This window comes from Calothrix anomala FACHB-343 (genome assembly GCF_014696435.1).
GTDB classification, from domain to species: Bacteria; Cyanobacteriota; Cyanobacteriia; order Cyanobacteriales; family Nostocaceae; genus Aulosira; species Aulosira anomala_A.
In genome coordinates, this window is sequence record NZ_JACJQG010000044.1 from 18,075 (window position 1) to 33,726 (window position 15,652).

Here is a 15,652-nt window from a genome sequence, read left to right on the forward strand (position 1 = left end):
CCAACAAATTGCATTTCCCTAAAGGAGGTGAAAGAATAAAAAATGATTAGCTGAATTAAGTAAAAATACCGTGGTAGCAGCAAAATTCTGGGAATTTGTCAAGCTAGAGTCTACGAGTAAGCGCCGGGTGGAAATGATAGTTGCAGCTAAAAGTTATTTGCAAACACAATTAACAGATGGGGTTGAGCTTTCTGATGCTGCGATCGCTCGTCACTTGTGGCAACAATTACAACAGTCACATACCAGCGATACTGAAGCAACTCACCTCGCAGAAATTTGTTTGCGCTGCTATATCTCCTACCAAGTCTACCAAGTTTGTCTTGATTTAGCGTTGCGCTTTGGCAGTCGTCACGGTTTTAGAGCAGAGGATTTGTTACCTTTTGTTTTAGATGACGAGGTTATTTTAACTACATCTGCAAAACCAAAAGTCCGCAAATCAACTTATGAATCTCTAGCAACCAAGCTGTTAAAAACATTCGATCCGACAAAAGGAACGCTGAATTCATGGGTAAATCGCTATGTTAAACAAAATCTAGAACTGAAGCGATTTTTACTCCAGCATGGCGTGTTGTTAATTAGCGATTGGGCGCTGTTAAATAATACAAATCCCAAGCAATTACAACGAATTCTGGCGGAAATGTATCATTTAACGCCAGGGGAGATAGAGCAAATCTGTCAATTGTTGATTAGTTATCACGCAGTTTACCGTGAAGAACGCTTACAACAAAAATTGTCTGGGGTAAATGTTCGCTGTCAAATTCCCACATCGGAACAGTTAAGCGAGATTGCGCAAAATTTACAAAACCGAACTAACCGCAGACTTAGCCAGGAAGCAGTATTAAAACAACTGCAAGCAATCGCGCAAAAGCTCAGACAATACCGCATTGTAGCGCAAGGCGGGCATATTTCCGCAGTAGCCTACGATCAACCAGACATTCAACCAATTGTAGAGCGCTCGCAAATTACCCAAGATGACGAAACAGAAAAATTTGAATTTATTAACTTATATCAACAGCAATTTCTTGAAGCTTTAGATACAGCAATTTCTCAAGTTGTGGAAAGTTTCATAACTCAACTCCAACGCAAGCGCAGTGCAAATCAAGAAATTAGCCAATCATTTGTCACCGGATTACATCTTTTTCATTGCCAAGGTAAACCGATGAGCCAAATTGCTCCCGAATTGGGAATGAAAAAACAATATGAAGTGACAAGGTTATTAAAGTTAAATGATTTGCGGGCAGATATACGCCAAAAACTGTTAATAATTTTACGCGATCGCGTTTTAGAAATAGCTCAACAATTTACAGATGCTCAACGCCTAGAAAATTTAGAAAACCAATTAGAAGTAATTTTAGACGAACAAATCACCACCATTATTGAAGAAGCCGAATCAGAAACCAGAAATCCCCAGCGAAATCAACCCTTATGTGGATTATTAGCCCGGAGATTGTGCCGTTATTTAGAAGCCAAAAGGGCAGACAAATAATTCAAAATTCAAAATTCAAAATTCAAAATTAAGAATTCTATTTTTCCAATGCCCCATGCCCAATGCCCAATGCCCAATGCCCAATCACAACTGACAACTGACAACTGACAAACTATGATTAACAATCCTACACCAGATTTAGATTTTAACGATGACTTAGATTGGTATCCGCTAAATGAAACCCAAACGGAATTATTACCAGAACATTTAAATCAAGCCATCAGATTAAGCCAATCAATTCATCTCTCACAACAACGCTGGGAAGTTTACCTTTGTGCATTAGGAACTTTAGGCTTTACCCAATGGTTAAAAGAACGCGCACCTGATTTAGAAATACATAGCGATGCTGCTTCAATTTGGCAACCAGAAACCGCGAATTTATTAGCCGCCGCTTGTAACATCCAAGTAGGTGCTTTTAAAATTTGTGTCATCACTGCCAGCATTTTTAATGACCAACATAGCATTCCTCATGCAGTTTTGGAAATTCCCGATTTTACGGCGCATTTTTATGTATTAATGCAAGTTCAGGAAGAAGAACAACAAGTTGCGATATCTGGATTTATGAACTACGAACAATACCGTAGTTATCAACAAACAGCTAGATTACAAATAGAGCGAGATTGGACATATACTTTACCTCAAAGTTGCTTTAATTCCCATCCTAACGCCTTATTATTAAATCTTCGCTGTCTCAATCCCGATGCAATTCAGCTACCTGTAAGTGTTCCCGTAGAAACTAACAAAGTTGTGGCTTTAAAACAAAAGTTAATTAGATTAAAACCTCAACTAAAAAAACAATATCTCTGGGATTTACTTACAGTTAATGAAAGTATTACTTTATTTAGCAATCCCGATTTAATTAACTGGGTTTATCAAGCAGCTAAACCTTCACTCTTACAACCCATCATTAATGTTGGTGCATGGCTGAATAATCAAATAGATACAGTAACTCAAGAATTAGGTTGGCTATTAATGCCATTACCTGCATTTTCCGAAATGCGTTCATTGCGTTATATACAAGAAAGTTTTGACCCTATTCGCGCTAGTTTAGAACAGCAAGGAGTATATATTCCCGCATCAGCACGAGGTGCTTACCGCGATTTAGATAATCCACAAAGTAGCGTCAGAATGTATGCAATTACCTGGGAATTAACAGAAACACCAGATAATCCTGAATGGACATTATTAATTGTTTTAGGTTCTAAACCACAAGCAGCAATGCCCAACACATTAACTTTAGAAGTAAGCGATGAAACACAACAATTATTCCAGCAATCTCTTACAGATCCCATTCAAGGTATTCTCTATGCTCAAGTAATTGGCAATTTAAACGAACAATTTGCGGTAATAGTCACTGCTGATGATCATGTATTTGAAATTCCGCCTTTTGGCTTAGGGGTAGGAGCTAGAGGCTAGTATTTAATTATAGTATAGCCTTAGCCAGATAGATTAGGACATCAAGCTAAGATAAATCTCTATAAAAGGCTTTCAATTCTGTCAACAGTCAACAGTTAACAGTCAACAGCTATAAATAATTAACTATGAATAATAGCAACTATATTTTTAATCTAAAAGTTCAAAAAATTGACCAAATTTGTTTATTTGAACTCACTTGGGGAAAGGGACAAAAATTAAATACACAAATTAATTATCCCCCAGTATTAACTCAGCGATATCAAGATTGGCGACGAGCATATTTAAACTTTTATCGTTCGGACAATATGCGCGGGCGTACTGTTGATGGTGGAGTGGCTAAACTCACTGTTGATTTGCACGCAGAAATAGTGAAAGCCGAATCTAAATTTATGTATGAATTTCATCGCTGGTTACGCAGTGCAGAATTATATGAAATTCGCGCCCAAATTGCCCAAACAAGTCAGCAATTTAGTAAGGATAATCCCGATACTAATATAGCTATTCAAATATTCCTTACCTGCGCCCCTTTAGAATTAGATCGTTTCCCTTGGGAAGCGTGGGAATTAGGTAATGAATTTGCTACAAATGAAGCAATTCAAATTATTCGCACACCTTTAAATATTTCTACAGAATCTCAAGAAAAACGTCAAGGTAGACCGCGAATTTTAGCAATTTTAGGTGATGATACTGGATTGAATTTTAAAGCCGAAAAAGAGGCTTTAAAATCACTCATGCGGATTGCGGATGTAGAATTTGTTGGTTGGCAACCACAATATACAGCTGCTCAAGTTATTCAGGAAATTACCGAAGCGATCGCCGACGATCGCGGTTGGGATGTATTATTTTTTGCAGGACATAGTAATGAAACAGATCTGACAGGCGGCGAATTAGGGATTGCTCCTGATGTCTCCATCTCCATTAAAGAAATTGCTCCCCATCTCAGCGCTGCGAAAAAACGCGGATTGCAAGTGGCAATATTTAATTCCTGTAGTGGTTTAAGTATTGCTGATGCCTTGATTGACTTGGGTTTTGGACAAGTGGTGGTGATGCGCGAACCTATTCATAATAGCGTCGCCCAAGGGTTTATGGTGCGGTTTCTGCAAGGATTAGCGAAACACATGGATGTGTACGAATCTTTGACAGAGGCTAGACAATTTCTCAGGATGGATAAAAGCCACACCTACCCTTCATCCTATTTAGTACCTTCCTTATTTTGCCATCCGGGGGCGGAACTCTACCGCATCCCGGCTTTTCACTGGCAACAACGCCTGCGTCAAAGTATACCCAATCGCTTAGAGGCGATCGCATTAGCTTTAAGTCTCAGTTTAGGTTTTCTCGTTCCCGTTCAAGAACTGCTCTTGGATGCAAGATTATTTACTCAGTCAGTTTACCGCAACGTTACAGCCCAAATCCCCACCGAACAAGCTCCCCCAGTCGCCCTAGTGCAAATCGATACCGAATCTCTTTACCGTGCGCAAATGCCGAGTAACCAACTTTTACCCATGAACCGCAGTTATATTAGTAAGTTGGTTGATAGTACGCGCAAATTAAAAGCCTCAGTTGTCGGTTTAGACTTTATTTTTGATACACCACAACAAAATTTGTCGGGAGATAAAGATTTAAGAGAAACAGTACGTCAAGCAGTCGATGCAAATATGTGGTTAATGTTTGCGGCTGTTTTGGAAGAAAACCGAGAAGTCGGCACAAATGAAGCATTTGACATTAATAAGTGGGATTGGACATTGCAAGGATATATCGATGCTTACCCCAACTTTGTGGAAATGCCAGATGCACAACAAGATTGTCGTAAAACTTGCCCCTTTGCTTATTTGCTGTCGCTGGTATATTTAGCCAAAGACGAAATTGAAGGATTTCCCCAACCAAACACCAACCGACAGCAAAATTTACGGGCGGAAGTTCTCGATATTATTCAAAAGCATAACAAACCCGGTAACTTATCTGCATTATCCCAATGGCGATCGCCTTTTGGTTTACAACCCATCTTAGATTATTCAATTCCGCCAAAACAGGTGTATCAAACCATACCTGCGTGGCAATTAATCGAACAGCCGGATATTAACAAATTTCCTTTAATGTCCAAACAGGTAGTATTAATTGCAGTCGGTAGTGACGAACGCTTAGGAATCGCCGCAGGGCAACCAGATCGCGCACTAGCACCCCGAGCCATCAGTTATTGGACGCAGTACAAGCAAACTTGGCTAACTGGTGGTGAAACATTAGCATATATGGTTCACCATTTCCTCACCAAACGCTTAGTGATTCCCATCCCGGATATTTGGATGATTGGGATTGCGATTATTCTCGGTAAAATCACGGTATTTATCATTAAAAATCAGTCGCGTTTAAGCCTCAGCCGACGCAGACAAATTATGGCAGGTTCCATAGGTGCAGTCACTCTCTACGGTATTGGCGGATTGCAACTATATATTTCCGGCGCGATTTTACTTCCCTGGTTTTTACCCTCAGCAGTGTTTTTAGCATACGTTTTACCAGCTACAAGGAGAAACAATCATGCGTAAATTATTTAGCTTGGCACTTATTCCCCTAGCGATCGCATCTGGCGACATGACTAGTGCCCAGCAGATTCCCCAAACTGGAGACATCATTGCCCAAGCTACCAGTGGAATTAACTCACTTTGGCAACGCCGCCCAAAAAGACGGCTAGCATCAAGAGGTTTTATGTGTCCAATTGCACCTGGGTTAGTAGAGACATATATTACTTGGAGCGATCGCCCCTTATTTCTGTGGCAGAATTTCGGCACAGATGGAGAAGCGAAACTAGTGGTACGCGATCGCGAAACCGAAGCAGTCATCTGGGAAAAAACCGTCAAAGTTAGCGATAAACAAGCGGTTTACGACGCAGAAAAACCCCTAGAACCAGGCAAATCTTATCAATGGCAACTATCAGTATCAAATAATTCTCCGTGGAATTGGTTTCAAGTCATGGAAAAAAGCGATCGCCAAAAAATTCAAACCGATTTACAAAAATTAGAACAACAACTTAAAGCTAACAAAGCTTCATCAGAAGATATTGCCCTTGAAAAAGCCGATTACTTTCTCAATTACGAAATTAAACATCAAAGAGAACAAGGAAAATTTTACCTTTGGTCTGATGCTTTACAAGCAATTCATCAAGTAGATAAACCCTCTCAATCCTTCGTGAAGCAACGCGAAGAATTCATTGCCAATATTTGTACATCCAAGACACCATCAGCCACAAAATCTCAAATTCAATAAAGCATTTCTTCATAAATTTTGTAGTAAGTCCTATAGTCCTTGATTATTAAGCACTGAAGTGCTTACTACAAATTTATCAATTTTTTAAAAGCCAGTTTTTAGACTCAGCAGATATGAAAATTAATCATGCGATCGCCAGCATTCTTTCCTTCTGTCTCACTTCAACTACACTGACAATCTGCTTACTGAGCGAAGTCGAAATGCGCTCACTGAGAGAAGTCGAAGTGAGCCTTATTTCCCCCGCCCAAGCCCAAATCACTCCTGACAACACCTTAGGCGCAGAAAGTTCTCGCCTTACACCCAATGTTTTAATTAATAATGCAAATGCCGACCAAATTGACGGCGGCGCTCAACGTGGTAGCAATCTTTTTCATAGTTTTACCCAGTTTAATATTAATAATGGGCAAAGAGTTTATTTTGGTAATCCTGCGGGAGTGCAAAATATTCTCACGCGAGTAACAGGCGGACAAGCCTCAAATATTCTCGGCACATTAGGAGTTAATGGTAATGCCAATTTATTTTTAATTAATCCCAATGGCATTTTATTTGGGCAAAATGCGCGGTTAGATGTGCGCGGTTCTTTTGTAGGAACTACCGCCAATGCTATACAATTTGGTAATCAAGGAATTTTTAGCGCCACAAATCCGCAAGCAGCACCTTTGTTAACTATTAATCCCAGTGCGTTGCTGTTTAATCAAATTAATCAAAATGCAACGATCCAAAATAATTCAATTGCACCAGCAGGACAAAACCTAGAGGGTTTTGAGGCACTTGGGTTAAGAGTTGCAGATGGAAATAGTTTGCTGCTAGTTGGTGGTAATGTCAGCATGGATGGTGGGCAATTAAATGCTTTTGATGGGCGAGTTGAGTTAGGAGGATTGGCGGAAGTTGGAAATGTAAATCTGCTGTTTGATGGGGATAATTTGAGCTTGGGATTTCCGGAGAATGTAAATCGTGCAGATGTATCCCTTAACAATCGATCGGCGGTATTTGTAGAAGGATTTGGTGGCGGTAATATTGCAGTCAATGCCAGAGATTTAGAGATATTAGGAGGAAGTATTCTTTCTGGTGGTATTGGGCAAGGTTTAGGAACACCTGAGACTGTTGCAGGTGATATTAACCTCAATGCCACTGGAGAAATCAAAGTTGCAGGTACTCAGAGTCAAGTTCGTAATCTTGTGCGTTTAGGTTCACAAGGCAATGCAGGTAATATTACTATCGATTCTGGTTCCTTGTCATTACAACATGGTGCTTTCCTTCGATCCTCAACTTTTGGGCAAGGGAATGCAGGAAATGTGACAGTGAATGCAAAAGATGCTGTCTCCCTTGTAGATGCTGCTATCATAAGCACGGTGGCAGCAGGGGGTGTTGGTCAGGGTGGTAATATCAACATCAACACTGCAACTCTATCACTATTAGATAGCGCTCAACTGCTAACCAATACTCGTGGTGCATCTGGAAACCAGCCAGCCGGACGCGGGGATGCAGGCAATGTCAATGTGAAAGCGACTGGCACTGTTGATATTGCTGGACAGAAAAACGATGTTGCCAGTGGGATTCGCAGCGGCGTGAATATAGGGACAGTAGGTAATGGGGGTAATATTACCATCGATTCTGGTTCCTTGTCATTACGAGACGGCGCTCAACTTGCAGCCTCAACTTATGGACAAGGAAATGCAGGGAATGTAACAGTGAGTGCAAAAGATGCTGTCTCCCTTGTGAATGCTGCTATCTTGAGCACAGTGGAAGCAGGCGGTGTAGGTAAAGGTGGTAATATTGACATCAACGCTGCAACCCTGTCATTACAAGACGGCACTGAACTGCAAACCATAACTCGTGCTGCATTAGGAAACCGGCCAGCCGGACGGGGAGATGCAGGCAATGTCAATGTGAAAGTGACTGGTGCTGTTGATATTGCTGGCGAAAAAAATGGTTTTTCTAGTAAAATTGGCACCGTGATGGAGACAGGAACAGTAGGTAATGCGGGTAATATTACCATCGATTCTGGTTCCTTGTCATTACGAGACGGCGCTCGACTTGCGGCCTCAAATGATGGACAAGGGAATGCAGGCAATGTCAATGTGAAAGTGACTGGCGCTGTTGATATTGCAGGAAGAAACAAAAATGGCTTTGCCAGTGCGATTGCTAGCATTGTGGGTACAGGAACAGTAGGTAATGGGGGTAATATTACCATCGATTCTGGTGATTTCTTATTACGAGACGGCGCTCAACTTGCAGCCTCAACTTATGGACAAGGGAATGCAGGGAATGTAACAGTGAGTGCAAAAGATGCTGTCTCCCTTGTGGATGCTGACATCTTCAGCACAGTGGAAGCAGGGGGTATCGGTCAGGGTGGTAATATCAACATCAACGCTGCAACCCTGTCACTATTTGATGGTGCTCAACTGCAAACCACAACTTATGGACAAGGAAATGCAGGGAATGTAACAGTGAATGCAAAAGATGCTGTTTCTCTTGTAGATGCTGCTATCTTCAGCACGGTGGCAGCAGGAAGTGTTGGTCAGGGTGGTAATATCGACATCAACGCTGCAACTCTGTCAATATTTGATGGTGCTCAATTGCAAACCATTACCCGTGGTGCATCTAGAAACCAGCCAGCCGGACAGGGAGATGCAGGCAATGTCAATATAAAAGTTACTGGTGCTGTTGATATTGCTGGAAACAAAAACGGCTTTCGCAGTGCGATTGGCACCTCGGTAGAGACAGGGACAGTAGGTAATGGAGGTAATATTACCATCAATTCTGGCGATTTCTCATTACGAGACGGCGCTCGGCTTACAACCTCAATTAGTGGACAGGGGAATGCAGGGAATGTGACAGTGGCTGTAAAAGATGCCGTCTCCCTTGTAGATGCTATCATCGGGAGCACGGTGGAAGCAGGGGGTGTAGGTCAAGGTGGTAATATCGACATCAATGCTGCAACCCTGTCAATATTTGATGGCGCTCAACTACAAACCATTACTCGTGGTGCATCTGGAAACCAGCTAGCTGGACGGGGAGATGCAGGCAATGTCAATGTGAAAGTGACTGGTGCTGTTGATATTGCTGGAAAGAAAAATGTTGCCAGCGGGATTCGTAGCAGCGTGGGTACAGGAACAGTAGGTAATGGAGGTAATATTACCGTCGATTCTGGGGATTTCTCATTACGAGACGGCGCTGTACTTACAGCCTCAACTTTAGGACGGGGGAATGCAGGGAATGTAACAGTAAATGCAAAAAATGCGGTCTCCCTTGTAGAAGCTGGCATCTTGAGCACAGTGGAAGCAGGAGGTGTAGGTAAGGGTGGTAATATCGACATCAATGCTGCAACCCTGTCACTGTTTAATGGCGCTCAACTGCAAACTATTACTAGTGGTGCATCTGGAAACCAGCCAGCCGGACGGGGGGATGCGGGGAACGTCAATGTTAAAGTTACTGGCACTGTTGATATTGCTGGAAAGAAAAATGACTTTCGCAGTGCGATTTATAGCAGCGTGAATATAGGGACAGTTGGTAATGGGGGTAATATTACCATCGATTCTAGTGATTTCTCATTACGAGACAGTGCTGTACTTAGAGCCTCAACTAGTGGACAGGGGAATGCAGGGAATATTACAATTGATGCCCGTGATACTGTCAACTTTGATAATGGCTTTGCTTTCAGCAGTGTAGAGACGACGGGTATCGGCGATGGCGGCAACCTGAAAGTAACGACTGGCTCCTTATCTTTAACCAACGGCGGACGGCTAATTGCTACCACACTTGGGCAGGGAAATGCTGGTGATATCAATATTAATGCTCGTGATACAGTCAACTTTGACGGTAGTAATAATGATGGATTTTCTAGTGGTGCTTTCAGCAACGTAGCTCTCACAGGCATTGGTAATGGAGGTAATATTTTTCTTCAGAGTCAGGCTCTCACTCTCAACAATGGCGCTGTAATTGATGCCCAAACCACTAACGGCCAAGGTGGTAATATTGCCTTGCAGTTAGCAGAGTTCTTATTACTGCGTCGTGATAGTCAAATTTCTACCACCGCAGGGTTAGCTCAAGCAGGCGGAGATGGCGGTAATATTACCATCAATTCACCTTTCATTATCGCCGTACCCAACGAAGACAGCGACATCACAGCTAATGCTTTCAATGGTAAAGGTGGTAATGTCAACATTAACACTCAAGCTATTTTTGGTATCGAAGCGCGTCCCAAACAGACAAATCAAAGCGATATCACCGCAAGTTCTGACTTAGGCGTACAGGGACAAATCACTATCACTCAACCACAAGTCCAACCGCCACAAAAACTCATCGAACTACCAGCAGGATTGGTTGATGCTAGTACAAAATTTGCGCAAATTTGCCCTAGAGGCCGCTATGCTAAACCTTTAGGTTCCTTTGTCGTCACTGGACGCGGGAGTTTACCGCCTAATACTTTAGAACCACTCACAGGTACAAATAACCTCAGTCCTTTAGCTACTTTGGATGGGGAACTTGTTAATAGTCAAACTGACGCGGAAACACAGCTAAAGGAAGACGCGGTGAATTCTGCACCAATTGTGGAGGCGCAAGGTTTGGTGAAAACTGCTGACGGTAATATTATTCTGGTTGCGCAAGCGCCAACAGCAACACCTGCTGCTACTAGTAGTTCTGCTATGTGTCCAGCATCTTAGTAGGGGCACGGCACCGATAATATATCTATTTTACCAAAAGTCTGTAGATGCCGTGCCCCTTCATTCATCATCTGAATCAGCAAATAATGATTCTAAATCTTGATAACCACTAACTACATGAACAACATCAATTCCATCTTCTCTAGGGTAATAAAATATCAAGTAGTCTTGAAAAACAATACCTCTTAAATTAGGTGCAAGCCTCGCATAACTTTTCCCATATTGGGGAAATCAGCAACTAATTTACATTTTTGGCAAATTCGATCAAAAAGCTTGCTGGATGCTTTCGGGTTGTTGCGTCCAATATATTCACAAATTTCTTCTAAATCTTGAATTGCTTCATCAGAAAATGAATAATTACCCATGCTCAAGATTCCTCAGTCATAGCGCGAATCTTTTCTTGCAATCTCGCAAACACTATTTCACCATCTGTTACTTGTCCGTTAGCAATTTGTTCTGTGCCTAATGCTATTTTCTGGCGGACTTGTTCTAGTCGATTAACTCGTAGTTCTAACAATTTAATGGCTTCATTCATGACTTCATCTACACTATTAAATTGTCCATTAGCAATTTGCTCTTGAATGAATTTTTCGTATTCTGGTTTTAAGTTAACGTTCATATGTCAACTGGAAATATAACTACAATGTCAATCTTATCAAAACTAATTTTTTTGTCTGTTATGTGTCCGGTAGTTCAGTGAACAAGATTTTTTTATCTCACGCAGAGGCGCAGAGGCGCAGAGTCGCAGAGGGGAGTATGAAGAGAGTTAAAAGGTTTGTGGTGTTGATGGCGATCGCTCTTTTATTATCTATAACATCGCCGGGGTTAGCGCAAGTAACACACATCGCTCAAGTTCCTGGTTTATCTGTGGAACAGCAAGCGCGTAATTCCTACGCTAAGGGTGAGTGGAAAGAGGCGGCGCAGTTATTTCAACAAGCAGCGCAGGCTTATAAAGCTGCGAATAAACCGATTCAGCAAGCGTTGAGTTTAAGTAATTTATCTTTGTGTTATCAACAGTTGGGAAAATGGGATGATGCGCACCGTGCTATTACTGAAAGTGTTGCGCTATTAAATACCATTAAAGAAGGGAAATCAGATAAATCTTTGGCTTTAGCTCAAGCTCTGGATATTCAAGGCGGGTTACAATTGGCACGGGGTCAAGCTGAAGCTGCTTTGAAATCTTGGGAAGCAGCGACATCTATATATAATCAATTAAATAAACCAAATCGGGTACTGACTGCCCAAACTAACCAAGCGCTGGCTTTACAAAATTTAGGTTTGTATAAAAAAGCAATTTCTCTATTGGAAACGGCGTTAAAGTTACCCCAGGTTGCAAATATAAATCCTGAACAACTCAAACCTTTATTAGAAAAAATTACAGCGACACCAGAAACAGCTACGGCGTTAAGAACTTTGGGTGAATCTTTGCGGGTGGTGGGGAATTTTCCGCCAGCAACTTTTATTTTAGAGCGCAGTTTGGCGATCGCGAATCAATTACAATTACCTGAGGCGATCGCATTAACCCAACTCAGTCTCGGTAATCTTGCCCGTACTCAAATCAGCTTGACTAAAGTTAGCAAAACTCCGGTTAATCCCCAAGTGGCGATCGCATTTTATCAACAAGCTGCTATCTCTGCACCCCTCAATTTAAAAGTACAAGCGCAAGTTAATCAACTTAGCTTACTGGTGGAGACTAATCAAATAGATGCAGCTAAGGCTTTATTACCACAGCTACAACAAAATATTGCAGCCTTACCACCTAGCAAAAGTGCGATCGCATCACGGGTAAATTTGGCGCAAACAATGATACAAATGCAAAAGCAACCAGCCAGCCAAATTTCTGAAACAGAAATCGCCAAACTATTAGCAGTAGCGGTACAACAAGCCCAAGATTTAGGCGATATACGCATACAAGCTGATGCACTGGGTACTCTAGGTAACGTTTACGAACAAGCACAGCGTTGGCAAGATGCAGAGAAATTAACTCAACAAGCCGTACAATTAGGGCAACAAATCAACGCTGGCGATATTGCTTATCGTTGGCAATGGCAATTAGGTAGAGTATTAAAAGCCCAAGGGAAAACCAAAAGTGCGATTGCCGCTTACACAGAAGCCGTAGGTACAATTAAATCATTGCGTGCAGACTTAGCCGCCGCCAATCCCGATGTGCAATTTTCCTTCCGCGAAGCAGTTGAACCAATTCACCGTCAACTCGTCGGCTTGTTAGTCGAATCCAATGAAAAAGATAATTTAAAAGCCGCGCGAGATGTCATTGAAGGGTTGCAATTAGTCGAACTCGATAACTTCTTCCGCGAAGCTTGTCTCAATGGTAACCCGGAACAAATAGACAAAGTCGATCCCAAAGCCGCAGTTATCTATCCAATTATTCTCGAAGACCAACTAGCGATTATTGCCAGCTTACCAAACTTCCAAAATAAAGCCGAAACAAAAAATGAGCGTAATTTTCGCTACTATAAAACAACCATTAGCCGTAAAGACATAGAGCGTCTAGCATCCCGTCTACGCAGAAGTCTAAACCAACCAACCGAGCTTGATTTTACCCTTCCCCTACTGCAGCGAATGTACGATTTATTACTGCGCCCAGAAGCAGACGATTTAGCTGCGAGTCAGGTAGAGACATTGGTATTTGTTTTAGATGGCGTCTTGCGCAACATTCCAATGGCAGCGTTACATGATGGTCAACAATTCCTGGTAGAAAAATATAGTATTGCCCTCACACCCGGATTACAATTATTAGCACCGCGATCGCTCAAACAACAACGTTTAGGAGTCTTAGTAGGCGGTTTAAGTGAAGCACGTTCCGGATTTACCGCCCTACCCAACGTTCAGCAAGAAGTAGACAAAATTCAATCAGAACTACCCTCTCAAGTTCTGTTTAACCAAACATTTACAAATTCTGCCATTCAAAATCAAATTTCCGCCATTCCCTTCCCCATAGTCCACCTAGCCACCCACGGACAATTTAGTTCCCAAGCAGATGACACATTTATTCTCACCTGGGACGGCAAAATCAAAGTTAACGAACTCAGTGGAGTTTTAAAAACCGTCGAAGTCTCACAAGACAACTCCCTAGAACTCCTGGTTTTGAGTGCTTGCGAAACCGCCACCGGCGATAATCGTTCCGCCTTAGGATTAGCAGGCGTAGCTGTGCGTTCCGGTGCAAAGAGTACAGTAGCAACCCTGTGGCGTGTTGACGATGAAGCCACCGCAACACTCATGAGTCAATTTTACGAGCAACTAGTCAAAGCCAATCAAACAGGTATCACCAAAGCAGAAGCCCTACGCCGCGCCCAACTTAGCATCCTCAAGAACCCAGAATATCAAACCCCATATTACTGGGCACCTTACGTATTGTTAGGGAATTGGACTTAGGAAGGGGATAGGGGGGACAAGGGGGACAAGGAAGACAAGGGAGACAAGGGGGGACAAGGGAAGGAAGCAAAAGAGATATTTAATCAATGCCCAATGCCCAATGCCCCATGCCCCATGCCCAATGCCCCATGCCCAATGCCCAATTGCATAAGTCCCCCCCACCCAGAACTATAGAGAGTCAGCTGGAAGTTATGGAGAGATTACCTTGGTAGAAGAACTATATACACCAGAACAACTCAATCACATGCATCAGCAGTTGTGGCAGTGCGTATTGGAATTTGCTAACCTTTCCGCCACACAAGAACGCAACCGCATTGCACGAGAGTTACATGATTCACTAGGACATGCACTAACGGCGTTAAATTTTCAATTACAAACAGCTAGTAAACTATGTAAACCCGATCCCAATCAAGCCCAAGAGTTTATTAATGAAGCACATCGGTTAGTTGCGATCGCAACTCAAGAAGTCCGTCAATCAGTCAAAGCCTTACGTAACGATCCTCTAGCTAACCAGTCTTTAGATGGCTTAATAGAGTCTTTAGTACGTGATTTTCATCAAACCACTGGTATTTTACCAGAATTGGAAATTAATCTGCCCATTCGCTTATTACCCCACTTAACCGCCCAGCTTTACCGCATTATTCAAGAAGCGCTTAACAACATTCGTAAATATGCCCAAGCCACAGCCGTACAAATCCATCTCTGCACAACATCAACCGGACTGCATTTAACAATTCAAGATAACGGACGCGGATTTGAACCCGAAAACATCTCCGGTGGTTATGGATTGCAGGGAATGCAAGAGAGAATTGCTGTATTACAAGGTCATTTTCACTTAGAATCCCAACCCCAAGCAGGTTGTTGCATTAATATTTTCATTCCCATGCAAACATCTAATATAGCGGAAATACCAAAAATTCCTGAAATATCAAATATATCCATTATCTCTGAAATTTCCATTCCGCCCCAATCCATCACTATTACCCAAAACCAATCAGTAAAAATTGGCGAATGGCAACCCCTGAATTTAGATGAATGGCACAGCTTAGAATCATCAGAATATGTATATTAAGTTGAACGCATTTAATCGACTAACAGAAATACCATCATTACAACTAACAAATGATAAATTACCTATTAAACCTGTAGGGGCGGGTTCACAGATATCTTCACTGATTAATAATGATCTAAATAAACCCGCCCCTACTGACAAATGAAAACCAACAATTGTACAGACGCGATTAATCGCGTCTCTAAAGATTGACCAAACTACCTACAACTTTCGATTGATAATTTAAAATTGCTCACAACTAAAGTTGGTATTTTAGCGTTATAGATAGTCAAATGCAAAAAATCAGGGTTTAATTATGGATGTAATATTTATTTCATCAAGTCGCCAACACCATGATTACTGTTCTGTTGTTGATAATAG

At 41.9% G+C, this 15,652-nt stretch carries 9 protein-coding genes; 7 read left to right on the plus strand and 2 right to left on the minus strand.

The features are described from left to right. Window positions 1-70: 70 nt before the first annotated feature. From H6G08_RS22975 to H6G08_RS22995, 5 genes are all read left to right on the plus strand, one after another. Complete coding sequence (locus tag H6G08_RS22975; protein ID WP_190547109.1) at window positions 71-1,486, plus strand: hypothetical protein; 1,416 nt, start codon at window positions 71-73, stop codon at window positions 1,484-1,486. Window positions 1,487-1,600: 114 nt separating this feature from the next. Then, complete coding sequence (locus H6G08_RS22980; RefSeq protein ID WP_190547111.1) at window positions 1,601-2,902, plus strand: DUF1822 family protein; 1,302 nt, start codon at window positions 1,601-1,603, stop codon at window positions 2,900-2,902. 125 nt (window positions 2,903-3,027) lie between these two features. Further along, a complete protein-coding gene (locus H6G08_RS22985; protein WP_190547113.1) occupies window positions 3,028-5,442 on the plus strand; it encodes a CHASE2 domain-containing protein in 2,415 nt (804 codons plus the stop codon). Next, window positions 5,435-6,160 (plus strand): DUF928 domain-containing protein, encoded by a 726-nt coding sequence (locus H6G08_RS22990; protein ID WP_190547115.1) that lies wholly within the window; start codon window positions 5,435-5,437, stop codon window positions 6,158-6,160. The genes H6G08_RS22985 and H6G08_RS22990 overlap by 8 nt, the downstream gene beginning before the upstream one ends. A gap of 113 nt (window positions 6,161-6,273) precedes the next feature. After that, window positions 6,274-10,827, plus strand: a complete 4,554-nt coding sequence (locus H6G08_RS22995) for a two-partner secretion domain-containing protein (protein ID WP_242046241.1) — start codon at window positions 6,274-6,276, stop codon at window positions 10,825-10,827. A gap of 185 nt (window positions 10,828-11,012) precedes the next feature. Here H6G08_RS22995 and H6G08_RS36990 read toward each other — a convergent pair whose 3' ends face one another. After that, window positions 11,013-11,192 (minus strand): type II toxin-antitoxin system RelE/ParE family toxin, encoded by a 180-nt coding sequence (locus tag H6G08_RS36990; protein ID WP_199322703.1) that lies wholly within the window; start codon window positions 11,190-11,192, stop codon window positions 11,013-11,015. Window positions 11,193-11,194: 2 nt separating this feature from the next. After that, a complete protein-coding gene (locus H6G08_RS23005) occupies window positions 11,195-11,446 on the minus strand; it encodes a type II toxin-antitoxin system ParD family antitoxin (RefSeq protein ID WP_190547117.1) in 252 nt (83 codons plus the stop codon). 137 nt (window positions 11,447-11,583) lie between these two features. Between H6G08_RS23005 and H6G08_RS23010 the strand changes: the two genes are divergently transcribed. Then, a complete protein-coding gene (locus tag H6G08_RS23010) occupies window positions 11,584-14,220 on the plus strand; it encodes a CHAT domain-containing protein (protein ID WP_242046242.1) in 2,637 nt (878 codons plus the stop codon). Window positions 14,221-14,425: 205 nt separating this feature from the next. Next, complete coding sequence (locus tag H6G08_RS23015) at window positions 14,426-15,292, plus strand: sensor histidine kinase (protein ID WP_190547119.1); 867 nt, start codon at window positions 14,426-14,428, stop codon at window positions 15,290-15,292. The last annotated feature ends 360 nt before the right edge of the window (window positions 15,293-15,652 follow it).

What these genes read in the sequence shown, in the direction of transcription:
- H6G08_RS22980 (WP_190547111.1), top strand. Translation starts at nt 1,601, where the DNA reads ATGATTAACAATCCTACACCAGATTTAGATTTTAACGATGACTTAGAT.
- H6G08_RS22985 (WP_190547113.1), top strand. Translation starts at nt 3,028, where the DNA reads ATGAATAATAGCAACTATATTTTTAATCTAAAAGTTCAAAAAATTGAC.
- H6G08_RS22990 (WP_190547115.1), top strand. Translation starts at nt 5,435, where the DNA reads ATGCGTAAATTATTTAGCTTGGCACTTATTCCCCTAGCGATCGCATCT.
- H6G08_RS22995 (WP_242046241.1), top strand. Translation starts at nt 6,274, where the DNA reads ATGAAAATTAATCATGCGATCGCCAGCATTCTTTCCTTCTGTCTCACT.
- H6G08_RS36990 (WP_199322703.1), bottom strand. Translation starts at nt 11,192, where the DNA reads ATGGGTAATTATTCATTTTCTGATGAAGCAATTCAAGATTTAGAAGAA.
- H6G08_RS23005 (WP_190547117.1), bottom strand. Translation starts at nt 11,446, where the DNA reads ATGAACGTTAACTTAAAACCAGAATACGAAAAATTCATTCAAGAGCAA.
- H6G08_RS23010 (WP_242046242.1), top strand. Translation starts at nt 11,584, where the DNA reads ATGAAGAGAGTTAAAAGGTTTGTGGTGTTGATGGCGATCGCTCTTTTA.